The 24,585-nt window shown below is 66.7% G+C and carries 23 protein-coding genes and 1 pseudogene; 15 read left to right on the forward strand and 9 right to left on the reverse strand.

Annotated features, from left to right (window positions below; genetic code table 11):
• Nucleotides 1–13: 13 nt before the first annotated feature.
• Together kstR2 and EYZ64_RS28170 are read right to left on the reverse strand one after the other, a co-directional pair.
• Entirely contained in the window at nucleotides 14–616 is a 603-nt protein-coding gene (kstR2, locus tag EYZ64_RS28165) for a TetR family transcriptional regulator KstR2 (protein ID WP_135458775.1), read from the reverse strand.
• Nucleotides 617–654: 38 nt separating this feature from the next.
• Entirely contained in the window at nucleotides 655–1,329 is a 675-nt protein-coding gene (locus EYZ64_RS28170; protein WP_135458777.1) for a DNA alkylation repair protein, read from the reverse strand.
• Nucleotides 1,330–1,388: 59 nt separating this feature from the next.
• On the opposite strand from EYZ64_RS28170, the pseudogene EYZ64_RS28175 reads away from it, so the two are divergent.
• From EYZ64_RS28175 to EYZ64_RS28185, 3 genes and pseudogenes are all read left to right on the forward strand, one after another.
• Nucleotides 1,389–1,595, forward strand: a pseudogene (locus tag EYZ64_RS28175) (helix-turn-helix domain-containing protein); the annotation flags it as partial.
• 130 nt (nucleotides 1,596–1,725) lie between these two features.
• Nucleotides 1,726–1,965, forward strand: coding sequence for a hypothetical protein (locus tag EYZ64_RS28180; protein ID WP_135458779.1), 240 nt, complete (start codon nucleotides 1,726–1,728; stop codon nucleotides 1,963–1,965).
• Nucleotides 1,956–2,249, forward strand: coding sequence for a hypothetical protein (locus EYZ64_RS28185; RefSeq protein WP_135458781.1), 294 nt, complete (start codon nucleotides 1,956–1,958; stop codon nucleotides 2,247–2,249). Before EYZ64_RS28180 ends, EYZ64_RS28185 begins: the two co-directional genes overlap by 10 nt.
• A gap of 138 nt (nucleotides 2,250–2,387) precedes the next feature.
• Here EYZ64_RS28185 and EYZ64_RS28190 read toward each other — a convergent pair whose 3' ends face one another.
• Nucleotides 2,388–3,698, reverse strand: a complete 1,311-nt coding sequence (locus EYZ64_RS28190; protein WP_167858006.1) for an MFS transporter — start codon at nucleotides 3,696–3,698, stop codon at nucleotides 2,388–2,390.
• Nucleotides 3,699–3,867: 169 nt separating this feature from the next.
• Here EYZ64_RS28190 and EYZ64_RS28195 point away from each other — a divergent pair, with 169 nt between their 5' ends.
• The 7 genes from EYZ64_RS28195 to EYZ64_RS28225 all read left to right on the forward strand — a co-directional run bounded on the left by EYZ64_RS28195 (nucleotide 3,868) and on the right by EYZ64_RS28225 (nucleotide 11,289).
• Nucleotides 3,868–4,911 (forward strand): LacI family DNA-binding transcriptional regulator, encoded by a 1,044-nt coding sequence (locus EYZ64_RS28195; RefSeq protein ID WP_167858007.1) that lies wholly within the window; start codon nucleotides 3,868–3,870, stop codon nucleotides 4,909–4,911.
• A gap of 74 nt (nucleotides 4,912–4,985) precedes the next feature.
• Complete coding sequence (locus tag EYZ64_RS28200; RefSeq protein ID WP_135458787.1) at nucleotides 4,986–6,203, forward strand: type 2 periplasmic-binding domain-containing protein; 1,218 nt, start codon at nucleotides 4,986–4,988, stop codon at nucleotides 6,201–6,203.
• Nucleotides 6,190–7,743: a class I adenylate-forming enzyme family protein gene (locus EYZ64_RS28205; protein WP_135458789.1), complete on the forward strand. Its 1,554-nt coding sequence runs from the start codon at nucleotides 6,190–6,192 to the stop codon at nucleotides 7,741–7,743. The genes EYZ64_RS28200 and EYZ64_RS28205 overlap by 14 nt, the downstream gene beginning before the upstream one ends.
• A gap of 3 nt (nucleotides 7,744–7,746) precedes the next feature.
• Complete coding sequence (locus tag EYZ64_RS28210) at nucleotides 7,747–8,877, forward strand: CaiB/BaiF CoA transferase family protein (RefSeq protein ID WP_135458791.1); 1,131 nt, start codon at nucleotides 7,747–7,749, stop codon at nucleotides 8,875–8,877.
• Nucleotides 8,874–9,689 (forward strand): enoyl-CoA hydratase/isomerase family protein, encoded by an 816-nt coding sequence (locus EYZ64_RS28215; protein WP_135458793.1) that lies wholly within the window; start codon nucleotides 8,874–8,876, stop codon nucleotides 9,687–9,689. The genes EYZ64_RS28210 and EYZ64_RS28215 overlap by 4 nt, the downstream gene beginning before the upstream one ends.
• 32 nt (nucleotides 9,690–9,721) lie before the next feature.
• Nucleotides 9,722–10,333: a bifunctional 4-hydroxy-2-oxoglutarate aldolase/2-dehydro-3-deoxy-phosphogluconate aldolase gene (locus EYZ64_RS28220; protein WP_135458796.1), complete on the forward strand. Its 612-nt coding sequence runs from the start codon at nucleotides 9,722–9,724 to the stop codon at nucleotides 10,331–10,333.
• Nucleotides 10,330–11,289 (forward strand): sugar kinase, encoded by a 960-nt coding sequence (locus EYZ64_RS28225; protein WP_135458798.1) that lies wholly within the window; start codon nucleotides 10,330–10,332, stop codon nucleotides 11,287–11,289. The genes EYZ64_RS28220 and EYZ64_RS28225 overlap by 4 nt, the downstream gene beginning before the upstream one ends.
• 10 nt (nucleotides 11,290–11,299) lie before the next feature.
• Here EYZ64_RS28225 and ipdF read toward each other — a convergent pair whose 3' ends face one another.
• Nucleotides 11,300–12,091 carry a (5R,7aS)-5-hydroxy-7a-methyl-1-oxo-2,3,5,6,7,7a-hexahydro-1H-indene-carboxyl-CoA reductase gene (ipdF, locus tag EYZ64_RS28230; protein ID WP_135458799.1) on the reverse strand — a complete coding sequence of 264 codons (792 nt, stop codon included), beginning with the start codon at nucleotides 12,089–12,091 and terminating at the stop codon, nucleotides 11,300–11,302.
• Between the two features lie 2 nt (nucleotides 12,092–12,093).
• Nucleotides 12,094–13,242, reverse strand: a complete 1,149-nt coding sequence (gene ipdE1, locus EYZ64_RS28235; protein WP_135458801.1) for an acyl-CoA dehydrogenase IpdE1 — start codon at nucleotides 13,240–13,242, stop codon at nucleotides 12,094–12,096.
• A gap of 47 nt (nucleotides 13,243–13,289) precedes the next feature.
• On the opposite strand from ipdE1, the gene fadD3 reads away from it, so the two are divergent.
• From fadD3 to EYZ64_RS28260, 5 genes are read left to right on the forward strand one after another with little or no spacing between them, the layout of a single operon-like run.
• Nucleotides 13,290–14,843, forward strand: a complete 1,554-nt coding sequence (gene fadD3, locus EYZ64_RS28240; protein ID WP_135458803.1) for a 3-((3aS,4S,7aS)-7a-methyl-1,5-dioxo-octahydro-1H-inden-4-yl)propanoate--CoA ligase FadD3 — start codon at nucleotides 13,290–13,292, stop codon at nucleotides 14,841–14,843.
• Complete coding sequence (locus EYZ64_RS28245) at nucleotides 14,834–15,964, forward strand: acyl-CoA dehydrogenase family protein (RefSeq protein WP_135458805.1); 1,131 nt, start codon at nucleotides 14,834–14,836, stop codon at nucleotides 15,962–15,964. Before fadD3 ends, EYZ64_RS28245 begins: the two co-directional genes overlap by 10 nt.
• Nucleotides 15,961–16,917, forward strand: a complete 957-nt coding sequence (locus EYZ64_RS28250; RefSeq protein ID WP_135458808.1) for an acyl-CoA dehydrogenase family protein — start codon at nucleotides 15,961–15,963, stop codon at nucleotides 16,915–16,917. Before EYZ64_RS28245 ends, EYZ64_RS28250 begins: the two co-directional genes overlap by 4 nt.
• Nucleotides 16,914–17,849, forward strand: coding sequence for an acyl-CoA dehydrogenase IpdE2 (gene ipdE2 / locus EYZ64_RS28255; protein WP_135458810.1), 936 nt, complete (start codon nucleotides 16,914–16,916; stop codon nucleotides 17,847–17,849). The genes EYZ64_RS28250 and ipdE2 overlap by 4 nt, the downstream gene beginning before the upstream one ends.
• 10 nt (nucleotides 17,850–17,859) lie before the next feature.
• Nucleotides 17,860–19,017, forward strand: a complete 1,158-nt coding sequence (locus tag EYZ64_RS28260; protein WP_135458812.1) for a pyridoxal phosphate-dependent aminotransferase — start codon at nucleotides 17,860–17,862, stop codon at nucleotides 19,015–19,017.
• Between the two features lie 10 nt (nucleotides 19,018–19,027).
• On the opposite strand, the gene EYZ64_RS28265 is transcribed toward EYZ64_RS28260, so the two are convergent.
• From EYZ64_RS28265 to EYZ64_RS28280, 4 genes are all read right to left on the reverse strand, one after another.
• Nucleotides 19,028–20,488: an HNH endonuclease signature motif containing protein gene (locus EYZ64_RS28265; RefSeq protein ID WP_135458814.1), complete on the reverse strand. Its 1,461-nt coding sequence runs from the start codon at nucleotides 20,486–20,488 to the stop codon at nucleotides 19,028–19,030.
• Between the two features lie 70 nt (nucleotides 20,489–20,558).
• Nucleotides 20,559–22,493, reverse strand: a complete 1,935-nt coding sequence (locus tag EYZ64_RS28270; RefSeq protein WP_135458816.1) for an acetoacetate--CoA ligase — start codon at nucleotides 22,491–22,493, stop codon at nucleotides 20,559–20,561.
• Nucleotides 22,490–23,236 (reverse strand): 3-hydroxybutyrate dehydrogenase, encoded by a 747-nt coding sequence (locus EYZ64_RS28275; protein WP_135458818.1) that lies wholly within the window; start codon nucleotides 23,234–23,236, stop codon nucleotides 22,490–22,492. The genes EYZ64_RS28270 and EYZ64_RS28275 overlap by 4 nt, the downstream gene beginning before the upstream one ends.
• Complete coding sequence (locus EYZ64_RS28280) at nucleotides 23,233–24,561, reverse strand: MFS transporter (protein WP_135458820.1); 1,329 nt, start codon at nucleotides 24,559–24,561, stop codon at nucleotides 23,233–23,235. Before EYZ64_RS28280 ends, EYZ64_RS28275 begins: the two co-directional genes overlap by 4 nt.
• Nucleotides 24,562–24,585: the final 24 nt, after the last annotated feature.

The raw sequence follows: 24,585 nt of genomic DNA on the forward strand, positions 1-24,585 counted from the left end.
TGTCTCCTTTGACCTAACGGGCGGCGGTGATTCCGCCGAGGACGATGGCGAGGTATTGCCGGCCGACCTCTTCGGCCGAAAGCGGTCCGCCCGGCTGGTACCAGCGGACCGAAACCCAGGTGGTGTCGCGGATGAACCGGTACACCAGGTCGACGTCAATGTCCTGGCGGAACGAGCCGTCGGAGATGCCCTGCTGCAGGATGTCGATCCACATCTTGCGCTGTTCGCGGTTGCGCTCGTCGACGAAGTCGAACTGCGGGATCGACGAGAGCCGCTTGGCCTCGTCCTGGTAGATCACCACCTGCGCATGCCGGTGCTCGATGGCTTCGAAGGACGCCATGAACAGGCCGGTGAGCCGGCCCAGCGGGCTGGCCTCCTGGTCGAGGATCTCCTGGTACCGCGAGAACAGCCAGTCGAGGAAGTCCTTGAGCACTTCCTCGACCATCTGCTCTTTGGACTTGAAGTGGTGATAGAGGCTGCCCGACAGGATTCCTGCGGAGTCAGCGATATCGCGGACTGTCGTCGCCTTCAGGCCGCGTTCGGCAAACATCGTCGCGGCAAGGTCCAGAAGCTCGTCGCGTCTGCTTGCCGGTTGGCTGGGCGTATCCGGCGCCATCGTCACAGCATAGCAACCAAGCGCTTGCTAGGTCACATTCAGGCGGATTCCGACTTCCGACGCACCATCTCGGCGATCCAGGTGGGTGCGTACGGAGATGTGCATCCCGGTGACGTCGGGTAGTCCTTGAGCACCGCCAGACGCTCCCCGATATCGATCGCACGCGCGCGATGCCCGGCGTGCTCGATCCCGATCTGAGCCAGGCAATTGTTCATCGCCCACTGCAGGCGATCCGGGGCCTCTTTCATCTCCGCCTCGATGACATCGAGTAACGCCTCGAGATCGAGACCGTCGGGTTTCTTCGCCACCCGATCGGCGGTCAAGGACCAGCCGGCACCGGAGACCACGGGATCCGGGTCGACGGACCAGGCCACGCGCAGGTCTTCGGCGTTCGGGTTCTTCTTCACCACGTAATTCACGAGCCAGTCTTGAACCTTGGGCGCGCGGGCTTCGCGCATCATGCTGTCCAGCTCGTCACGCCCGAACGCCTTCGGTCGACAGATGAGCAGCGCCAGGAGTCTCGCCGCGGTGTCGCCCGTCGCCCAGAGCTGTTGTGCGAGTTCCGGCTGCGTCTTCAGTCGCTTCGCGAGTGCGCGCAGCTTGCCGAGGTTCACGCCGTGATCATCGCCATGTCGTTCGTTGACCTCGCGCATCTTCGGGTCTTCGAGCCCGGCCAACTCGGCCACGACGTCGGCGAGCTCGATCTCGGCCACATCCGCCTCCCGTTCCTCAGCTGCACCGGCCGGACGACTGATGCATTCATTTTCCCATTGCCCGCCGGCGGGCGTTCCACACCACCCCGTACCAGTTCCTGCTGGAACGCGGGATCGAGCAGGCCAAGACTCTCCTGCTGACGACCTCGCTGTCGATCACAGAAATCGGCACAGCGGTGGGGTTCTCGAACCCGAGTCACTTTGCCGCCGCGTTCGGCCGTCGTGTCGGTCTCTCACCTCGCGCCTATCGTCAGTCGGCGCGATGAAAGAAGTGAAACGTGTTCCAACAAGAATTGAAAAGTATTGAAAAATTGGAGAGCTTCTCAGCTGACTCCCAGGTACTTTCGCGCGGTCAGTAACTGCTGACACATTCACGCGTCACAGAGGAGCGACCCCTTGCACACTGCCAAACGGACCTACAACATCGGCGAACTCGGCGAGTACTGGATGAAAAATCCGATGCCGATCACCCGCCAGGCCATCATCAATGTGCAGACCTACGCCGAATGGGTGAGAACCGGTGTCCAGCAGACGATCCCCAACCTACAGCGATGGGTAGATAACACGGTGGTACCGGCCTTCAAGTTGGCCGGCACCCTGTTTCAGGCTGGACAAGTGGAACGACCGTGGCTGTAGTTGCCCCAGTCGCCGATCTGCCCGCAGTACCCGACACCGTCGCAGTGCATGCCGCGCCGGCACCTGCCACCGCACACAACGAAATCGCTCCGGCGCATCCCACCGAATCTGAGACCGCGCCCACCGAGGCCGATCCGGCCGCCGCGGTGACCGTCAGTTCCAATGGCGCAACCGACCTTTCGACCGGAAACAAGGCAGAACCCGGCAAGACCGGCACCACTTCAAGCCGACCTGCCCAGCAGATACGTACCTCGGTGGAGAGTGCGGCCAACGAAGTCAACTAGGGCCTCAACGACATTCGCCAGGGTATCGAGAAGTCGCTCACCGGACTGAAAGACCGAATCAGCAAGAACACCACAAAAGCGAGCAGCACGAAGGACTGAGCCGGAACTCCGGGCAGGGCCCACACTGTTGGACGAGCCCTAGGCTACCGGGACGAGTTGCGTGCGGGTGCGATTCCGGTGGTGGACCCCGACAGCGATGAGCCCACCCACCGCACACAGCTGGAGCGCGATGAGGTACCAGGCCGGCGACAGCAAGCTTCCCGACGAGGAGATCAACGCCGTGACGATGTATGGAGCGAAGCCGCCGAAGGCCGCGTTGGCGACGGCGTAGACGATCGACAGATAGGAGGCCCGCACATTGTCGGGGGTCAGTTCCGACAGCATCGCGGTGGTGGGCCCCGCGGTGAGGCCGAGGAAAGCCGCGAAAAGTAGTACCGCAGCGCCGATCTGGAGTGTGCCGCCTTGCACCAGTAGGTAGTAGCCCGGAATGGCGACGACAGCCAGTCCGACGGCCCCGACGGTCATGACCTTCCACCGGGCGACGCGATCGGCCAACAAGCCGCCGAGAACGATGAATCCCGCATAGGCGGTCAAACCCACCAGTGATGCGGTCAGTCCGTCCGACAGGGGCCGATCCAGCACGCCACCGAAGAACGTGGGAAGGAACTGCAAGGTGGCATATCCACCGGCCGTCCAGGACACGATGGCGGCCGTGCCAGCCAATATCATCCGCCACTGGCTACGGAACACGTCCCGTACGGGGTGTTCGGAGACTCGCCCTTCCTCCTGCATCTGTGTGAACGCGGGCGTCTCATCGATCTTGCGTCGGATGAGCCATCCGACGATCCCCAGGGGAAGCGCAATCAGGAAGGGAATGCGCCACCCCGTCGAATGCAGGAACTCCTCGGACATGCTCGCGGTCAAGGCCGTACCCAGGCCCGCGGAGACAGCCAGCGCGGCGACGATGCTGGCGGGCTGGACGGATCCGTAAAGGCCCCGCCTCTCCGGCGTCGCGTGTTCGAAGAGCAACGACGCGGCACCGCCGAATTCACCACCGGCGGAAAAACCTTGCACGAGGCGCAACACGATGAGCGCCAGTGGGGCAAGGATCCCGACGGACTCGTACGAAGGCAACACCCCGATCAGGGTGGTCGCCCCGGCCATGGTCAGGATCACGACCGACAGCACCCATCGCCGACCTCTGCGGTCACCTAGGTTGCCGAACACCAAGGCCCCGATCGGACGTAGCACGAAGGCCGCGCCGAAGACCGCCAGAGTGGCCAACAATCCGTTCAGGCCATTGGATTTGGGGAAGAACACCTCGGCCAGGACCGGTGCGAAGTAGCCGTATATCGCGAAGTCGTACCACTCGACGAAGTTGCCGGCGGCCGCCGCAGCGATGATTTTGCCTTTTCCAGCTCGCCGCGGCGTGGTTTCTGCGGTGCTCACAGGTCTCCTTAGGAAGTGGCGCGGACAAGCGGCTGCGGACAATTGGTAATACGATTTACCAAACCCTACGATATGAGCCGGATCACTGTCAACGGCTGCAAAGCCAACGGTCTCCCGACGTAAAGTGAGGCCAGCCGCACCAGGATTGGGATTGATCGGGAGGCACCGCGTGGCCAAATCTTCACGAGGCTCGACGGCCACTGCGGCCGACGTGGCCCGGTTGGCAGGCGTGTCCCCCGGCATGGTGTCCCGACTGCTCAACGGCGACGAAACGCTGCGGGCACGCGAGGAGACCAAGGAGCGAGTTCGCCAGGCCGCCGCGGAGCTCGACTACACACCGAACTTCGCGGCGCGGGCGCTGCGAAAAGCCAAAGCCGGCGTGATCGGCCTGGCGGTCCACGACGCAAGCAACCCCGTCTACAGCCAGATCATCGCCGGGGCACAGGCGGAGGCCACCCGGGCCGGTTATGCACTGATGCTGGCCGACGTGGATGCACTTGCCACCGACCGGACGTTGTTCCAGCGAGTCGTCGCGAGCGGCGCCATCGACGGTCTACTACTGCAACGCGCCGGTACCGCGTCGGACGCTCCGGTGGCCAAGATCGCCGCCGAACGGGTACCGACCGTGCTGCTCAACGACCGGTCCCGCGGCGCCATCGGCAGTGTGGCAGTGGATGACTACGGGGCGGCCCGCCTGGCCGTCGCCCATCTCATCGAACTCGGACACCGCGACATCGGCATGCTGCACGTCGACGGACCGGCGAACCGCACCAGCCCGCGACGCAAAGGCTGGGCGGATGCGCTTGCGGCAGCCGGACTTCCCGCATCGGATACGCGCGTCGTCGCCGGCGGACATACTCCTGAGGCCGGGTACCGCGGAATGACCTCGCTACTCGCCTCCCCTCATCGGCCCACTGCAGTATTCGTCGCGAACTCGTTCTCGGCGGTGGGTGCGATCGCTGCGGCGCACGACGCGGGAGTCGATGTTCCCGGGGAGCTGTCCGTCATCGGATTGCATGACATGGCCTTGGCCGAGTTCCTTCGTCCCACCTTGTCGGTGGTGCGCTTACCTCTGTTCGAACTCGGCGTGCGCGCCGTCACCTTGATGCTCGAACGACTGGACGACGAACCGGCGCGACACGATCGCATCTCCGATCCTGCCCCACTACTGGTGGTGCGCGCCTCCACAGCACCACCCCCGCCCGCGCGCTGACCAGCCTCACCGCAGTCGCCTTGACAAACTCTTCTCTGTTGGTAAATCGTATTACCAACAGAGGAGGTTGCGCTGTGAAGAAACCCCGCCAGTCCCGCGCGGGCATCCGGCCGCTTCGCGGAATCACGTGGGATCACCCCCGCGGGGTCGACGCCCTGTCCGCATGTGCAGCGCAATTTCACCGCGACACCGGGATCGCCGTGGAATGGACTGCCCGTCCACTGAAGGCGTTTGAAGAGATACCCATCGTCGAACTCGCCCGCGACTACGATCTCGTGGCCCTTGACCATCCCTTCATCGGCGACGCCGTGGCCGATGGCGCGTTGACTGCGCTCGACGACTTCTGGTCCGCCGAGGACATAGAGGATCGCATGCATGATTCGGCCGGACCCAGCCACGCGAGCTATCAGTGGGACGGGCGACTGTGGGGCGGGGCGGTCGACGCGGCCTGCATGGTCAGCGCACATCAGCGGGATCGCGTCGAACCCCTTGAGCTGCCCACGCACTGGCGAGAGGTCGAGCAGTTCGCGCACCGCTACGGGCGCGAATCGGTATTGTTCGCCGCCAATCCCACGCATCTGTGGGGCACCTTGCTGTCTCTGTGCGAAGCCGTCGCCGACACCGATCCCCTGCGCCGACGGCATCGTCACGCGGACGCGCGTCCGGATTGGTTCAGCGATACCGGGATCGAGGCCGACGTGCTCACCACGGCGCTTGAGCACACCTCGGCGGCGCTGCGACACTGCGCACCGGAATCACTGCGCTGCGATCCGATCACCGTACTCAAGCGCCTTGCCGATCCCACCGACGCCGCGATATACAGCCCACTGGTATTCGGCTACATCACCTATTCGTGGCCAACCGATCGCGGTGCGGTCGTCGCGTTCACCGACGCGCCCAGCCTCGGCCGCACCGGCGCATCCGTCGGCACCCTGACGGGCGGAGTGGGGCTATCGGTGTCAGCGCGATCGGAATTACCTTCCGAGGCAGCAGAGTTCGTTCGATACGTGACATCCCGCCCGATCCAGCAGGGTCTGTACAGCGCGGCAGGGGGCCAGTGCGGCCGCCGATCGGTGTGGACCGACGCCCGCATCAACGAACAGGTCACCGACTTCTACCGCGGCACATTGGCCACGATGGACCGGGCCTTCGTTCGGCCACGGCTACCCGGCTACCCGGCCTACCAGCGCGCCGCCTCGCACACCGTGCATGCCTCGCTCACCGCGGGAACCCCCACCGGTCACGTGGTGACCGCCCTCAACCGCCTGTGGTGCGAGCATGTCCGCAGTTGAGGGCCACACCACGGTGGCCGAGCAGTTCGCTGCGGTCGAAAGACTGCACGGCGCCCGCCGCGCCCTGTGCTCCGCCAACGGCTCCGGCCAGTGGCTGACATTCAGCGATGTCGGAGAGCGCGCCCGAACCGCCACCGCACTGTTCGCCGAACACGGGGCCGGCTCCGGCGATCGGGTCATGCTGGTGCTGCCCAACAGCATGATCCTGCGGATCCTGGAGCGTGCAGTCTTGGGCTCCGGGCTGGTGAGGGTGGCCCTGTCACCGCGACTGCACCCACGCGAGATCGCGGCGATCGCGCTCGACTGCGAGGCCCGCATCGTCTGCTGTACCAACGAGACTCGCAACGCGATTGCTACCGCACTGGAAGAGGTGCGATGGTCCGCGGCGCTGTTCGTATGCGATGACCAGCCAAGCCCCGGCACAGTGTCTCCCGCGTCCCTGAAGGCCCGGCCAACCGCTCCGGAGCTGGACTGGCCCGCACCGGAGCCCGACGACATCGCGATGCTGATGTACAGCTCGGGAACCACCGGAGCACCCAAGGGTGCTGTGGTGACCCATCGCTCCTGGGTGGCACAGACGAATCGCGCACTCGATCAGCTGCCGCCGTTGGGCCCGGAGGATGTGGTGCTGGCGGTCGCGCCGATGACACACTTCGGCGGCTCCATCGGCCTCGACAGCGCCGTGTGCGGTGCGGCCACCGTGACAATGGCGACGTTCGAGCCTCAGTCCGTGCTCGAAGCGATCGACGCGTTCAAGGTCACCGTGATGCCGCTGGCCCCTGTCATGCTCGAACGCATCGCCCGCACTGCCGTCCAGTCTCATTGTGTACCAGCCAGACTCCGGGTCATCCCCTACGGGGGCTCCCCCATTTCTCGCGAGGCGCTGCAGCTGGCACACCGCACCTTTCCCGGCACACTCGTGCAGTTCTACGGCCTCGCCGAAGCGCTCGCTCCCCTGACCGTCCTCACTCCGGATGATCATTCACCCGCACATCCCGAACGATTGGGTACCGCCGGTCAGATCTGTCGGGGCGTGCAGCTCCGCATCGTCGACGACGAGATCGTCGTACGGGCCGACACCGTGATGCAGAAATACTGGAATCGGCCCGAGCTGACCGCAGAAGTTCTCTCCGGCGGCTGGTTTCATACCGGTGACCTGGCCAGAGTCGACCACGACGGGTATGTGCACCTGCTCGGCCGCCGCACCGACGTGATCATCAGCGGTGGCTTCAATGTGCATCCCGCCGAGGTCGAACGCGTGCTCGCCGGTCTCGATGAGATACGCGAAGCGGGCGTTGTCGGTCTGCCCCACCACGAGTGGGGCGAAGGCGTCACCGCCGCTGTGGTGCTCGAGCCGGCGTCACGTGGACTCGACCACCAACGACTTTCCGACCGCATCGCCGAGGCGTGTGCACAACACATCGCCGGCTACAAGAAGCCGGTCGCGGTGCACATCGTCGACGGACTACCGCGCAATGCCGCGGGCAAGCTCGACCGCGCCGCGCTGCGACATCGACTCTCCCACCGAGAAAAGGACTGAGCCATGCAGGCACTCGACTCCATCCGGATACTGGACTTCACCCAGATGATGCTGGGCCCGTTCGCCACCCAATTACTCGCCGATCTCGGCGCTGACGTCATCAAGGTGGAACGTCCCGACGGCGAATGGGAACGTGACCTGGCGATGATGGGCGGTTACGTCGCCGGGCAATCGGCAGCCTTCCTGGCGATGAACCGCAACAAGCGCTCGATCGCACTCGATCTCAAGGATCCCGGGGCCCGATCGGCACTGCTCGACCTCGCCCGCGCCTGCGATGTGGTCGTGGAGAACTTCCGGCCGGGCGTGATGGATCGTCTCGGCTTGGGCTACAACGATTTCAGGGCCGTCAAGGACGACATCATCTACTGCTCAGGATCGGGCTGGGGTCAAGACACCGCACTTGCCAAGCAAGGCCGTCCCGGCCAGGACCTGCTGATCCAAGCCATGTCCGGGCTGGCCGCCTCGACCGGACGACACAACGATCCGCCCACCCCTGCCGGCACCGCCATCGTCGATCACGCCACCGCTCTCACCCTGGCCAATGGAATCCTCGCGGCGATCATCGCCCGGAACACCCACGGTATCGGCCAACAGGTGGAGGTGGACCTGTACTCGGTCGCCATCGCCATGCAATGCCAGGAGATCTCGGCGCAGGTCAATCAGAACAGCGAGTACCAACGATCCGAATCCGGGATCGGTCAGTCGTGGTTGTCGGCCCCGTTCGGTGTCTACGAAACCATCGACGGCTGGATGGCCATCGCGATGGCGCCCCTCGACGACATCGCCGCCGCCCTGGAACACCCCGAGCTGGCCGGATTCGACGCCTGGACCGAACGCGATATCGCCAAGCAGAGCGTCGAGCAGATCACCCGGACCAACACCACCCAGCATTGGCTCGACGTGCTACTGCCCCAAGGTATCTGGGCGGCCCAAGTTCGCAGCACCAAACAAGCCGTCGACGAGCTTCGCGACACCGGGTCGGAACTACTCGTCACCGTGGATGGCCCGGGCGGCACACCGATCGAACTCATCGGGTGTCCCATCACGCTCAGCGCCACCCCGTGGCAGCAGCGCCTCGCACCCCCTCGGGTCGGCGAACACACCGCGGAAATTCTCGGAACAGGAAAGCCATGATCTCAAGCACCGTTGAATATCCCCATCCCCACCTGGCTGTCGAAGATCACTGCGCCGATGACGGCGCGATCGTCCGCGTGTTGCGCATCGACCGGGTCGAGAAATTGGGTGCGCTCTCGGGTGATCTGGTGGCAGCGCTCGGGGCACAGATCGCGCTCATCAGATCCACCCGTGCCATCAGAGCGGTCATCCTCACCGGCACGGGACGCGGGTTCATCGCGGGCGCCGATGTGAGCGAGTACTTCCGGGCCACCGCCGAGGAGTTCGGCGAATATCAGCTCACCTCCCGCCGGGTGTTCGAGTCGTTGGAAGCCCTGCCCCAGCCGACCGTCGCCGCGGTCAACGGATACGCGTTCGGTGGAGGCTTCGAGCTGGCCCTGTGCTGCGACTTCATCATCGCGTCCGAGCACGCCCGCTTCGCCCTGCCCGAGGTCAAGCTCGGTCTCATTCCCGGCGGTGGCGGGACCCAACGCCTCGCACAGAGCGCGGGTGTGCGATTCACCAAAGAGATCGTGATGACCGGCCGGACCATCAGGCCGGACGAGGCGCTACGGCGCAATCTGCTCATCGAGGTCACCGAGGCTGAGCAGTTGTTGCCCCGCGCGCTCGAATTCGCCACCGGACTCGCGGCCAGCGCGCCGCTTGCGGTCCGGGAGGCGAAGCGCGTGATCGACGACGGCGTCGTCGGTGATCGCCGCGCCGCATTGACCGCCGAGCAGAGTGCGCTGGGCCGATTGTTCGACAGTGCCGACGGTCGAGAGGGCATCGACGCCTTCGTCCACAAACGGCAAGCCCACTTCACCGGCGCCTGAACCGCACGCACCAGACAGAACGGGGCCACACCATGAGCCACACCACCGACAGACTGCTCGCGGTCCTTCGCGCGCCCAGTGCGGAATCGTTTCCTGCGCTGGCCACCATCCTGGTCGATGAAGGATTGCGCCGTATCGAAGTGACGATGTCCACCGCGGGAGCACTTGACGCCATCCGCACCATCCGGGCGGCGGCGACCGATGACGTCGTCGTCGGCGCAGGCACCGTCACCACGGTGTCCCAGGTGGATGAGGTCGCCAGTGCCGGAGCATCATTCGTCGTCTCACCCCATACCGACCATGCCATCGTCGCGGCGGCGGTCGCCCAGGGCCTGGAGGTCTACCCCGGTGCGTTCACCCCCACCGAGGTGTGCGCCGCGTGGGCAGCCGGGGCGACTGCGGTGAAACTGTTTCCGGCCGGCCGCCTCGGCATCGGCTACCTGCGCGACCTCAGAGCGCCGCTGCCTGACATCCCGCTCATCCCCACCGGCGGAATCGGACTCGACGACATCGGCGATTGGCTCGACGGCGGCGCCCGGGCGGTCGGCCTCGGTGCGGTGTTGCAAGGCGACTATCACCGCACCGGCGATGAGGCCGGACTACGAGCCCGCGCCGCACGTGCCGTACGGAATGTGGGTCGATGACTCAACGCATTCCGTCGCTGGTCACCATCGGTGAGACGATGGGGCTGCTCACCTCCCCGTCCCCCGGGCCTCTGCGACATCAAACCCATCTGGCCCTCTCCGTAGGCGGCGCGGAATCCAACGTCGCGATCGGTGTCGCTCGCCTCGGGATCAGTTCGACCTGGATATCCAGGCTCGGCGCAGACGCCGTCGGCGAACTCGTGGAACGCGAACTGTCGGCTGAACATGTTCGAGTGATCGCGTGCCGCGACACGAGCCGACCCACCGGCCTGATGATCAAGAATCGGCATTCGGCCACCCACACCGAAGTCCTCTACTACCGGTCCACCAGCGCGGCGGCAGCGCTCACGCCGGACGATATCGACGCGAGCGTGCTGGACGGCGCCACATATGTGCACCTGTCCGGGATCACACCGGCGTTGAGCGAAAGTTGCCGCGGCACAGTCGACCACATCTTGGCGCTGGCCCGTGACCGCGATATCCCCGTGTCGTTCGACATCAATTACCGCAGCGCACTGTGGGATCGGCAGACCGCCGTTCGGGTCCTCGAACCGATGCTCGCCGATGCCGACATCGTCTTCGCGGGCCGCGACGAGGCCCACATGTTCACCGGCGCCCGGGAGCTGAGCGAAACCTGCGACGCCCTGTCCGCGCTCGCACGCGGCTATGCGGTGATCAAGCTGGGCGAGGCGGGAGCGGCCGCATCGGTGGGCGGAGTACTCCACCGCCAGGATCCGCACCCGGTCGACGCAATCGATTCCGTCGGCGCCGGAGACGCTTTCGTCGCCGGCTACCTGGCTCACACCATGACGGGACACACGGTCCCGGAGAGCCTGGCGGCAGCCGCAGTCTGCGGAGCCCTGGCGTGCACGGTGCCCGGTGACTGGCAGGGCGCGCCGAGCACCACCGATCTCGCACGCGCCCTGTCACCGCACGGCGATCCCGTCCTGCGGTAGCGCCCTTCGGTCAGGCCCGCTGGCTGGAAACCGAGATGACCTCGCCGGTCAGGTAGCTCGAGTAGTCGCTGGCCAGGTACGCGATGGTGGTGGCGATCTCCCACGGCTCGGCGGCGCGGCCGAACGCCTCGTCCGAGGACAGCCGGTCCAGCAGGGCCGCATCGGCCGAGCGCTCCAGGAACTTGTGCCGCGCGATGCTCGGCGAGACCGCGTTGATCCGCACTCCGAATTCGACGGCTTCGATTGCGCTGCAACGGGTCAGCGCCATGACGCCGGCCTTGGCGGCGGCGTAGTGCGACTGCGAGTGCTGCGCGCGCCAGCCGAGAACGCTGGCGTTGTTGACGATCACGCCGCCGTGCTCGACGTCCCGGAAGTAGCGCAGGGCGGCGCGGGTGGCTCGCATGACCGAGTTCAGCGTGACGTTCAGGACCCGGTCCCACTCGTCGTCGGTCATGTCGATCAGCGGGGTTTCGCCGCCGAGGCCGGCGTTGTTCACCAAAACGTCCAGGCGGCCCATCTTTTCGACCGACCGGGCGATGAGGGCGTCGACCGCCTCGGTGGAGGTGACGTCGCAGACCACGGCCTCGACCCGGCCCAGGCCGAGCTCGGCCAGCTGGTCGCGGGTCTCGTTCAGTCGCCGCTCGTGGTAGTCGGACACCACGACGTCGGCGCCCTCCAGCAGCGCTCGGCGCGCGGTGGACGAGCCGATGCCGGTACCGGCGGCGGCGGTCACCAGGACGACCTTGCCCTTCAGCAGGCCGTGGCCCTCAACCTCTTTGGGAGCTACGGACAGATCACTCATGCTCAGCCCTTGGCCTCTCGGGGTAGACCGAGCACCCGCTCGGCGATGATGTTGCGCTGAATTTCGTTGGACCCGCCGTAGATGGTGTCCGAACGCGAGAACAGATAGAGCCGCTGCCACTCGTCGAACTCGCCATCAGGCAGCGTCAGTCCGGCCATCCCCTGCACGTCCATGGCGATCTCGCCGAGATCGCGATGCCAGTTGGCCCACAACAGCTTCGACACGTTGTCCTGGCCGGGCTGTTCGACATCCATGGTCGCCAGCGCGTAGGAACGCATGGCCTGCAGGCCGGTCCACGACTCGGTCAGCCGCTGACGGATCAGCGGGTCGTCGGCCGCGCCGGTGCGCTTGGCCAGCTCGACCAGGTTGGAGTGCTCACGGGCGTAGCGGATCTGCTGGCCGAGCGTGGACACGCCGCGCTCGAAGGTCAGCGTGCCCATCGCCACGCGCCAGCCGTCGCCGGGCTGACCGACCACGAGCGAGGCATCGGTGCGGGCGTCGTCGAAGAACACCTCGTTGAACTCGGAGTCTCCGGTCAGCTGGATGATCGGGCGGATCTCGACGCCCGGCTGATTCAGCGGCACCAGCAGATAGGACAGTCCGGCGTGCCGCTTGGAGCCCTTCTCCGTACGCGCCACCACGAAGCACCACTGCGCCCAGTGGGCCAGCGACGTCCACACCTTCTGGCCGTTGATGACCCACTCATCGCCGACCAGCTCGGCCGTCGTCGCGACGTTGGCCAGGTCACTGCCGGCGTTGGGCTCGGAGTAGCCCTGGCTCCACAGCTCGGTGACGTCGAGGATCTTGGGTAGGAACCGCTGCTGCTGTTCGGGGGTGCCGTACTCGATGAGCGTCGGCCCGAGCAGTTCCTCGCCCAGGTGGTTGACCTTGTCGGGAGCGTTCGCGCGGGCGTACTCCTCGTAGAAGGCGACGCGATGCGCGACCGACAGCCCACGGCCGCCGTGCTCCACCGGCCAGCCGAGGCAGGTCAATCCCGCCGCGGCCAGATGCTGATTCCACGCCCGACGTTCTTCGAAGGCTTCGTGTTCACGCCCCGGTCCACCCAGGCCCTTGAGCGCTGCGAATTCGCCTACAAGATTGTCTGCGAGCCACTGCCGGACCTCGGCCCGGAACTCCTGGACCTCTATCACCCCTGTAGGCTAACCTACCAAGCACTTGCTTTGTTAAGGGAGCATCGATGACGAGCGATCGCCGCACCGTTCCAGCGGTGCTGGACCGGGTTGCCGTGCAGTTTTCCGACCATGAAGCCCTGGTCAGTGACGATCAGCGCCTCACCTATTCGGAACTGCGCGCGCACGTACGCCAGGCCGCCGCGGCCATGATCGACCTCGGCGTCGAACCCGGCGACCGGGTGGCGATCTGGTCGCCCAACACCTGGCACTGGGTGGTGGCCTGCCTGGCCACGCACTACGCCGGCGCGCAGATGGTGCCGCTGAACACCCGCTACACCGCCAGCGAGGCCACCGACATCCTGGCCCGCACCGAGGCTCCACTGTTGATCGCCTCGGGCGAGTTCCTCGGCTCCGACCGCGCCGCCGAACTGGATCGCGACGCGCTGCCCGCGTTGCGCCACATCGTGCGGGTGCCGATCGAGAAGCAGGACGGAACGTGGGACGAGTTCGTCGCCCGCGGGGGCGGCGTTGCCGCCATGGATCGAGTCGATGCACGCGCCGCCGCGGTGCAGCCCGACGACGTCTCCGACATCCTGTTCACCTCCGGCACCACGGGACGCAGCAAGGGTGTGCGGTGCGCGCACCGGCAGTCCCTCGACGGATCGGCGGCCTGGGCCGAGTGCGGGCAGGTCACCAGCTCCGACCGCTACCTGTGCATCAACCCGTTCTTCCACAACTTCGGCTACAAGGCCGGCATCCTGGCCTGCCTTCAGACCGGCGCGACGCTGTACCCGGTGCTCACATTCAAGCCCGAGCAGGTGCTGAAAACCATTGCCGAACAGCGTATTACCGTGCTGCCCGGCCCGCCGACCATCTTCCAGACCCTGCTGGACCATCCCACGCGCGCCGACTACGACCTGTCCTCGCTGCGCTTCTCGGTGACCGGCGCCGCCGTCGTCCCGGTGGTCCTGATCGAGCGGATGCAGTCCGAACTCGACATCGACATCGTGCTGACCGCCTACGGGCTGACCGAGGCGGCCGGATTCGGCACCATGTGCCGCGCGCAAGACGACGCCGTCACCGTGGCCACCACCTGCGGCCGTCCCATCGCCGATTTCGAACTGCGCCTGGATGATTCGGGCGAGGTGCTGCTGCGCGGACCCAACGTCATGCTCGGCTACCTCGACGACCCGGAGGCCACCGCAGCGACCATCGACGCCGACGGCTGGCTGCACACCGGCGATATCGGCACGCTCGACGCGCGCGGCAACCTGACCATCACCGACCGCCTCAAGGACATGTACATCAGCGGCGGGTTCAATGTGTACCCGGCCGAGATCGAGCAGGTTCTGGCCCGGTTGGACGGGGTGGCCGAGTCCGCGGTGATCGGCGTGCCCGACGAACGGCTCGGTGAGGTCGGCAAGGCCTACGTTGTGCTCAAGCCCGGCACGACGCTCGACGAGGCCGCCGTGATCGCTTACGCGCGTGAGCATCTGGCGAACTTCAAAGCGCCGCGATCAGTTGAGTTTTTGGATGTGCTGCCGCGAAATCCGGGCGGCAAGGTGATCAAACCGGTGCTGCGCAGCAGAGGGACCCGAGAAGGGGTGCAATGGACCTGACATTCGACGACGAGACCGAGGCCTTCCGGGCCGAGGTCCGCGACTTCCTGACGGCCAACCGGGAGTCCTTCCCGACGAAGTCGTACGACACCCTTGAGGGGTTCGAACAGCACCGCCGCTGGGACAAGGCGCTCTTCGACGCCGGACTGTCGGTGATCGCCTGGCCCAAGGAGTACGGCGGCCGCGACGCCACCCTGCTGCAGTGGGTGGTGTTCGAGGAGGAGTACTTCCACGCCGGCGCGCCCGGCCGGGCCAGCGCCAACGGCACCGCGATGCTGGCGCCGACACTGTTCGCGCACGGCACCGACGAGCAGCTCCAGCGCGTGCTGCCGAAGATGGCCAGTGGCGAGGAGATCTGGGCTCAGGCCTGGTCCGAGCCCGAGTCGGGCAGCGACCTGGCCTCGCTGCGCTCGACGGCCACCAAGGTCGACGGCGGCTGGAAGCTCAACGGACAGAAGATCTGGAGCTCACGCGCACCGTTCGGCGAGCGCGGCTTCGGCCTGTTCCGCTCCGACCCAGAGGCACAGCGCCACAAGGGCCTGACCTACTTCATGTTCGACCTCACGGCGCCCGGGATCACCGTGCGCCCGATCGCCCAGTTGGGTGGAGACACCGGTTTCGGCGAGATCTTCCTCGACGACGTGTTCGTGCCGGACAACGATGTGATCGGCGGCGTGCACGAGGGCTGGCGCGCGGCGATGAGCACGTCGAGCAACGAGCGCGGCATGTCGCTGCGCAGCCCGGCCCGCTTCATGGCCCCCGCCGAACGGCTTGTCGCGCAGTGGAAGTCGAACCCCGATCCGGTGTTCACCGACCGCGTCGCGGACGCCTGGATCAAGGCCCAGGCCTACCGGCTGCACACCTTCGGCACCGTCACCCGGCTGGCCAACGGCGGTGAGCTAGGCGCCGAGTCCTCGGTGACCAAGGCGTTCTGGTCCGACCTGGACGTCGCCCTGCACCAGACCGCACTGGACCTGCAGGGTCCCGACGCCGAGTTGGTTGATCACTGGACCGAAGGTCTGCTGTTCGCGCTGGGCGGCCCGATCTACGCCGGCACCAACGAGATCCAGCGCAACATCATTGCCGAGCGCCTTCTTGGCCTGCCCCGGGAGCCGAAGTGAACTTCGAGATTGACGAACAGCAGCGAGACTTCGCGGCCAGCATCGACGCGGCGCTCGGCGCCGCTGATGTCCCGGCCGCCGTGCGCGCCTGGGGTGACGGGGACACCGCACCCGGCCGCAAGGTGTGGGCACAGCTGACCGACCTCGGGGTGACCGCACTGCTGGTGCCCGAGAAGTACGACGGCATCGAGGCCCACCCGGTCGACCTCGTCGTCGCCCTGGAGCGATTGGGCTACTGGGCCGTACCCGGTCCGGTGACCGAATCCATCGCCGTCGCACCGATTCTGCTCGCCGATGACGAGCGGGCGGGAGCACTGGCCTCCGGCGAGCTGATCGCCACCGTAGCCATGCCTCCGCAGGTGCCGCGTGCCGTCAACGCCGACGTCGCAGGCCTGACCCTGCTGGCCACCGACGGTCAGGTGGGTGACGCCACCGTCGGCGCTGCACACGATTCCGTCGACCCGTCCCGAAAGCTGTTCGACGTCACGGCATCTGGTGACACCCAGTCCGCCGACACCGCGCGGGCCTACGAGTTCGGTGTCCTGGCGACCGCCGCCCAACTGGTCGGCGCCGGGCAGGCCATGCTCGACCAGTCCGTCGAATACGCCAAGCAGCGCACCCAGTTCGGCCGAATCATCGGCTCATACCAGGCCATCAAGCACAAGCTGGCCGACGTGCTCATCGCCGTCGAACTGGCCCGGCCGCTGGTCTACGGCGCGGCACTGTCGCTGGCCGAGGGGTCACCCGACACCGCACGTGACATCAGCGCCGCCAAGGTGGCCGCCGCCGACGCCGCGCTGCTGGCCGCCCGCTCTGCGCTGCAGACCCACGGGGCCATCGGGTTCACCCAGGAACACGACCTGTCCCTGTCACTGCTGCGCGTACAGGCATTGCGCAGCGCCTGGGGCGATCCCACTCTGCACCGTCGTCGACTGCTGGAGGTCCTCTCGTGAGTGAAGAACGGCAACTGCTGCGCGAAACCGTCGCCGCGTTGGTGGACAAACACGCCTCCCCCGAGGCCGTGCGCGCGGCGATGGAATCCGAACGCGGCTACGACGAGAAACTGTGGAGCCTGCTGTGTGAGCAGGTCGGCGCAGCCGCTCTGGTGGTCCCGGAGGAACTGGGCGGCGCCGGAGGCGAACTCGCCGATGCCGCAGTGGTTCTCGAAGAGCTCGGCAAGGCCCTGGTGCCGACCCCGTTGCTCGGCACCACGCTTGCTGAACTCGCCCTGCTGGCCGTCGACGATCACGAGCCGCTTGAAGGGCTGGCCGAAGGCGCGTCCATCGGCACCGTGGCGTTCGACGCCGACTACGTCATCAACGGTGATGTGGCCGATGTCGTCATCGCCGCCGACGGGGAGAACCTGACCCGCTGGACCACGTTCACGGCCACCCCGAAATCCACCATGGATCTGACCCGCCGGCTGTCCGCGGTGATCCCGGGTGACACCGTCGTCCTCGGCGCCGATCCCGGCCTGGCCGACACCGCCGCCCTGCTGATGGCCGCCGAGCAGATCGGTGCCGCGTCACGCTGCCTGGACCTCACGGTCGCCTACACCAAGGACCGGGTGCAGTTCGGACGTGCGATCGGCAGCTTCCAAGCCCTCAAGCACCGGATGGCTGACCTGTACGTCAAGGTGTCCTCGGCGCGCGCCGTCGTCAACGACGCCATCGCCGCTCCGTCGCCCACCACGGCTTCCCTGGCCCGCTACTTCGCCAGTGAGGCGCTGTCGGCGGTGGCCGCCGAGGCGGTCCAGCTGCACGGCGGTATCGCCATCACCTGGGAGAGCGACATCCAGCTGTACTTCAAGCGGGCGCACGGCAGCGCCCAGTTGCTGGGGCCGCCGCGCGAGCAGCTGCGCCGGCTCGAAGCCGAAGTGTTCTAGCCTCCAGGACATGACTGATCACGTCGCACTGCGAGCCGGGATTCCGCCGTTCCACGTCATGGATGTGTGGCTGGCCGCGGACGAACGCCAGCGCACGCACGGCGACCTGGTCAACCTGTCCGCCGGGCAGCCCAGTGCCGGGGCACCGACGGCGGTGCGCGACGCCGCCGTCGCCGCGCTGAACCAGGGCTCGCTCGGTTACACCGTCGCGCTCGGTCTCCCCGAGCTGCGCGCCGAGATCGCCGCGTCGTACCGCAAGTACGGCGTCGAGGTCGGCGTCGACGAGGTGGTGCTCACCACCGGATCGTCGGGCGGATTCCTGCTGACCTTCCTGGCATGTTTCGACGCCGGCGATCGGGTGGCGATCGCCAGCCCGGGCTACCCCTGTTACCGGAACATCCTCACTGCGCTGGGCTGTGAGGTGGTCGAGATCCCGTGCGGCCCCGAGACCCGGTTCCAGCCGACGGTCGCGATGCTCGAGGCGCTCGATCCCCCGGTGGCCGGTGTGATCGTCGCCAGCCCGGCCAACCCGACCGGCACCGTCATTCCGCCCGCCGAGTTGGCCGCCATCGCGACGTGGTGTGACAACTCCGGTGTGCGGTTGATCAGCGACGAGGTCTACCACGGCCTGGTCTACCCCGGCGCGCCCGAGACCAGCTGCGCGTGGGAGACCTCGCGCAATGCCGTTGTGGTCAACAGCTTCTCGAAGTACTTCGCGATGACCGGGTGGCGGCTGGGCTGGCTGCTGGTGCCCACCGGACTGCAGCGCGCGGTCGACCGGCTCACCGGCAACTTCACCATCTGCCCGCCCGCGCTGGCCCAGCATGCCGCGGTCGCCGCGTTCACCCCGGAGTCACTGGCCGAGGCCGACGGCCTGCTCTCGCACTACGGCGACAACCGCACGCTGCTGCTGGACGGGCTGCGCGGCATCGGCATCGACCGGCTTGCCCCGACCGACGGCGCCTTCTATGTGTACGCCGATGTCAGCCAGTACACCGACGACTCCTTGGCCTGGTGCTCGAAGCTCTTGGCCGACACCGGAGTCGCCATCGCGCCCGGGATCGACTTCGACACCGTGCGCGGCGGCTCCTATGTCCGGCTGTCCTTCGCCGGGCCGACCAGCGATATCGAAGAGGCGCTGCGCCGGATCGGTGCGTGGTTGGGCTGACGCCCGTCCCTCAGAATGGTGGGGGTGGTCCGTATTCTTCGGCGAGCCAGGCTTGGTATTCGCGTTCGATTTCGAGGTCGGTGTTGAGTTCGGCGCGTAGCCGTCGTTCGGCGTTGATCCGGTCTCGGCGGTCCTGCTCGCGGGTTTGGCGGCGGGTCGGCATCCTCGCGCCCCGGTTCGGGTGGTGGGCCGGCGGTTCGGGAAGGTTCAGCTCCCCAGTGGGTTGTGCCAGGGTCGGGAACAGGCCGGCGCCGTGCGGTTCAGTGGTGTAGGTGTGCCCGGTCGGTGCGGTGAATTCGACGGTGCCATCGGGGAGTTGACGGTCCGACCAGCCCGCGCAGAACGTCTTGACCAAGTGGTGGGCGCGGCAGTAGAGCTTGTTGTTGGACGGGTGGGTGGGGCCCAGCGGGTAGGGCATCGTGTGGTCGATGTCGCAGCGCTGGACGGGGGCATCGCAGCCGGGGAAGCGGCACGTCAGGTCTCGCCAGCGGATGAACTCCGAGAGGGCCACCGATGGGCGATAGCCAGGCTCAGACCCATCAGACGCATCACCCGGCTCGCTGGGTTGGTCCGGTTCGGCAGGCACGTGCAGCGGCTTGATCTTCGCCGTGGCGGCGAGGTCGCGCACCGACTCGGCGGGCAGGATGCCATGCCCGGGTAGGTATCCCGGATCATCCGAGGTGCCATCGACGGTGGCCCGATCGGCCAGCACGTGGATGACCGCCGCATCGGCGGCGGCCCGCTTCTGCGCGGCCGGGCACTCGTCACGACCACACCGGCAGGCCAGTTGGGCTTCCAATCGGGCCAACGGCCCCACCGCATCCGCGCGGCGCTGCTCATGGGTACGTGGATCGTGCTCACACACCGTGTCGGCCAGGGCGTTGAGGCGTTGATCGAATGCTGTCCCTTCGGCGGCATCCAGGTTGGCCCACACCGTCGCCTTGCCTGGGCTGCCCGCCTCGATCTGCACGAACCGCTCCTCGGCCACATCCGGGGGCACCCGCACCCCATTCGGGTCGAGTTTGGCGATCCACTGATCCACCCGGTCCCGCAACTGCCGCTGCGAGAACCGCATCCACCGATGCGCCCGCGCCGCCAACTCCGCATCCAACCCGGCCCACACTGCCGGGTCCACGATGCCGGTGCGGGCAATGATCGTGCACACCACCCGATAATCGATATCCCCAACCGCGAACCGTGCCGCCACCAACGGCAGCTTGTCCCGCAACACCCGGGCATGGTGAACCTGGGTCCCGGCCCGACCCCGACTGATCCGCAACGCCGCCGACACCTCCGCGGCCACTTCTTCGAACGGATCAGTCCGCCACAAAATGCTTTCGACCAACTCCTGTTCCCGCAGGCTGTCCAACGCCCCGATCGCTGCCAACCGGCCCGCGATCGCCACCGACTCCGCCCGCGCCCCGGCACTGATCCTGTCGATCAGGGCCACATCCGACACGGTCTCGAACATACGTTCGATTATGCCACCACCCACCGACAACTTTGGACAGATCGAACGTGCCGGTACCGGACCACACCACCTACCGCTTGACGGCCGCGTACCAATCCAGCAGATCCGGGTTGTCCACCGCGCTGCGCTCGACCACCTTGGCCGCGTCCGCGCCCTGGAACAGCTTCTTGATCGGGACCTCGAGCTTCTTGCCCGTGCGGGTGTGCGGAATGCCCGGGGCGACGAGGATGTCGTCGGGCACATGCCGTGGCGACACCTCGGTACGGATGGTCTGAATGATCTTGTCCCGCACCGCATCATTGAGCTCGACGCCCTCGGCCAGCACCACGAACAACGGCATCCAATAGCCGCCGTCAGGCTGCTCGGCCCCGATCACCAGCGCCTCGGCGATCTCGGGCAACCGCTCCACCGACTGGTAGATGTCGGCGCTGCCCATGCGGATGCCGTTGCGGTTCAGCGTGGAGTCCGACCGGCCGTGCACGACGACGCTGTCGTGGTCGGTGATGGTGATCCAGTCACCATGGCGCCACACTCCGGGGAACATCTCGAAATAGGCGTCGCGGTAACGGGATCCGTCAGCGTCGTTCCAGAACGCGATCGGCATCGAGGGCAGCGGCTTGGTGATCACCAGCTCGCCGACCTCGCCGCGCACGGGATTACCGGATTCATCCCAGGCCTCCACTGCCGCCCCGAGGTAGCGGGCCGACAACTCACCCGGCCACACCGGCACTGTCGGCACACCGCCGATGAACGCCGACACCACGTCGGTGCCGCCGCTGATCGAGGCGACCTGCACCCGCTCGCCGACGTTGTCGCGCAGCCACAACGCCGACGATGGCGGCAGCGACGATCCGGTGATGCCCACGGTCCTCAGCGCCGACAGGTCGTGCTCTTCACGGGGTACCGCACCGGCCTTCGCGCAGGCCAGAACGTAACCGGGGCTGGTGCCCAGGACCGTCGCACGGACGGTGGCCGCGATGTGCCACAGTGCGTCGGCCGTCGGGTAGGTAGGGCTGCCCTCGTAACAGACGATGGTGGCCCCGACCAGCAGGCCGGCCACCTGGAAGTTCCACATCATCCAGCTCGGGCTGGTGTACCAGAAGAAGGTGTCGTCACGACCGATGTCGGACTGCAGCGACACCGCTTTGAGGTGTTCGAGCAGCACGCCGCCGTGGCCGTGCATGATCCCCTTGGGCAGCCCGGTGGTACCCGACGAGTACAGGACCCACAGCGGGTGATCGAAATCGACCGGTGTCGTGACCAATTCGGCCCTACCGGCAGTCGCGGACTCCCAGTCCAGCCAATCGTCACGGGCCGCACCCAGTCGTGACACCAGCACCGAGGCCTTCAACGTGGGCAGGCCCTCGCGCACGGCGGCGATGTCGGCGCTCTTGTCGTGCGACTTGCCCCCGAATTGATAGCCGTCGGCGGTCAGCAGCACGGTCGGCTCCAACTGGCCGAGCCGGTCCAGGGCCGCCTTGGCGGTGTAGTCCTGGCCGCAGGCACTCCAGATCGCACCGATGCTCGCGGTCGCCAGGAACGCGATGATGGCCTCGGCGATGTTCGGTAGGTAGCCGACCACGCGGTCCCCCGGCTGCACACCGAGTGACCGCAGGGTGTGCGCGAAAGCTGCGGTACGACGCAACAATTCAGCCCAGGACAGCTCGGTGACTGCACCGCCTTCGGCGACGGTGAGGATGGCCGGACGATCGTTCCGGGCCTGGCGGGCCACCTGGTCGACGTAGTTGAGCCGGGCACCGGGGAACCAGCGCACGCCCGGCATCTCCTCGCCGACGAGCACCTGCTCCGGCCGCTCGCCGAGGTCGAAGTAATCCCACAGCGCGCCCCAGAACGCCGTCGGATCATCGACGGACCACTGCCACAGGCTCTGATAGTCGGGCGCGCTGATTCCGGCGCGGGATTCGACGAACCGGGCGAAGTCCGTGACCCGAGCGGCCGCGACGCCTTCCGGCGACGGTTCCCATTGAGCTTCCGTTGTGGTCATCTTGCGCTCCACCCACCATCCATCGTGTACGACGCCCCGGTCACCATCCGGGCGTTCGGCGACGCCAGCCAACCTACCAACGCGCCTACCTCTTCCGGCTCGACCAATTGCTTGACCGCGCTCTCCTTGAGCAGCACCTCGGCCAGCACGTCCTGCTCGGGAATGCCGTGGATGCGGGCCTGATCGGCGATCTGTTTGGTGACCAGCGGAGTGCGCACATAGCCGGGGTTGACGCAGTTGCTGGTCACCCCGTGCGGCCCGCCCTCCAGGGCGGTCACCTTCGACAACCCCTCCAGCGCATGCTTGGCGGTGACGTAGCCGGACTTGAATTCCGAGGCGCGCAGACCGTGCACCGAGGAGATGTTCACGACGCGGCCGAACCCCTGCGCGTACATGTGCGGCAGGGCGGCGCGGATCAGCAGGAACGGCACCTCGACCATCAACGCGAGCAGCATCCGGAATTTCTCGGGCGGGAAATCCTGGATCGGATGGATGCTCTGCACCCCGGCGTTGTTCACCAGGATGTCGCAGTCCAGCTGCAGCGTCTCCAGCGCCGACACATCGAGAAGGTCCACCGCCCAGGGCTTTCCGCCGATCTCAGCGGCGACGGCCTCGGCTCCCACCGCGTCGACGTCGGCCACCGTGACAACGGCCCCGCGGGACGCGAGCTCACGCGCACAGGCCGCACCGATCCCGCTGGCAGCACCGGTGACCAGGGCGCTACGGCCGGCCAGCTCACTCATGCCGCGGCCCGTTCCAAGTCAGCAGCATCGATGTCGGCCAGGTCGACACCCTTGGTCTCGCGGGTGAACGCCAACGCGATCAGCGTCACCAATGCGGCCAGCGCGAGGTACACCGCGATCGGAACCGAGGAGGCGTAGGTCTTCAACAACCAGACCGCGATGATCGGCGCCAGCGATCCGGCGGCGATCGAGGTGACCTGATAGCCAAGGGAGACACCGGAATAACGCATCCGGGTGGGGAACATCTCGGACATCAGTGCGGGCTGCGGCGCATACATCAGGGCATGGATCACCAGACCCAAACTGATGGCCGCGATCACCGGCAGATACTGGCCGCTGTCCATCATCGGGTAGGCGAAGAAGCCCCAGCAGGCCGCGCCGACGGCACCGAGGAAGTACACCGGCTTCCGCCCGTAACGGTCCGACAGGGCCCCGACGGTCGGGATGGCCGCGAGGTGCACCGTGTGGGCGATGAGCAGCCACCACAGGATGTCGCTGGTGTCGGAATGCACGTGCTCCTTGAGATAGGTGATCGAGAACGTGACCACCAGGTAGTACATGATGTTCTCGCCGAAGCGCAGACCCATCGCGGTGAACACCCCGCGCGGATAGCGCTTGACCACCTCGATCGCGCTGAACGAGCTGGCCTTGATCTGTTCGGCTTCCTGTTGGGCCGCAACGAAAATCGGAGCGTCGGTCACCTTGGTGCGGATGTAGTAGCCGATCAGCACCACCACAGCCGACAGCCAGAACGCCACGCGCCAACCCCAGGACAGGAACGCGTCGGCACTGAGCAGTCCGTTGAGTAGCAGCAGCACCACGGTGGCCAGCATGTTGCCCACCGGCACGCCGGCCTGCGGCCAGCTGGCCCAGAATCCGCGGGACTGGTTCGGGCTGTGCTCGGCCACGAGCAGCACGGCACCACCCCACTCGCCGCCAACTGCGAAGCCCTGTAGGAACCGCAGGACCACCAGCAGGATCGGCGCCAGGTAACCGATCTGCGCGTAGGTCGGCAGGCAGCCCATCAGGAACGTGGCCAGGCCGACAAGTATCAGGCTGAACTGCAGCAGCTTCTTGCGGCCGAACTTGTCGCCGTAGTGACCGAACACGATGCCGCCCAGCGGGCGGGCCAGGAAGCCGATGGCGTAGGTACCGAAGGCCGCCATGATGGCGTCCAGATCGTTGCCGCCCTGCGGGAAGAACAACTTGTTGAACACCAGCGTGGCGGCGGTTCCGTACAGGAAGAACTCGTACCACTCGACCACCGTGCCAGCCATCGAGGCGGCGACGACGCGGCGCAGACCGGTCGCATTTGGCGCGCTCATCTGCGGTTCTCCTTATGACGTGAC

This window comes from Mycobacterium sp. DL99, assembly GCF_004762045.1.
GTDB lineage: Bacteria > Actinomycetota > Actinomycetes > Mycobacteriales > Mycobacteriaceae > Mycobacterium.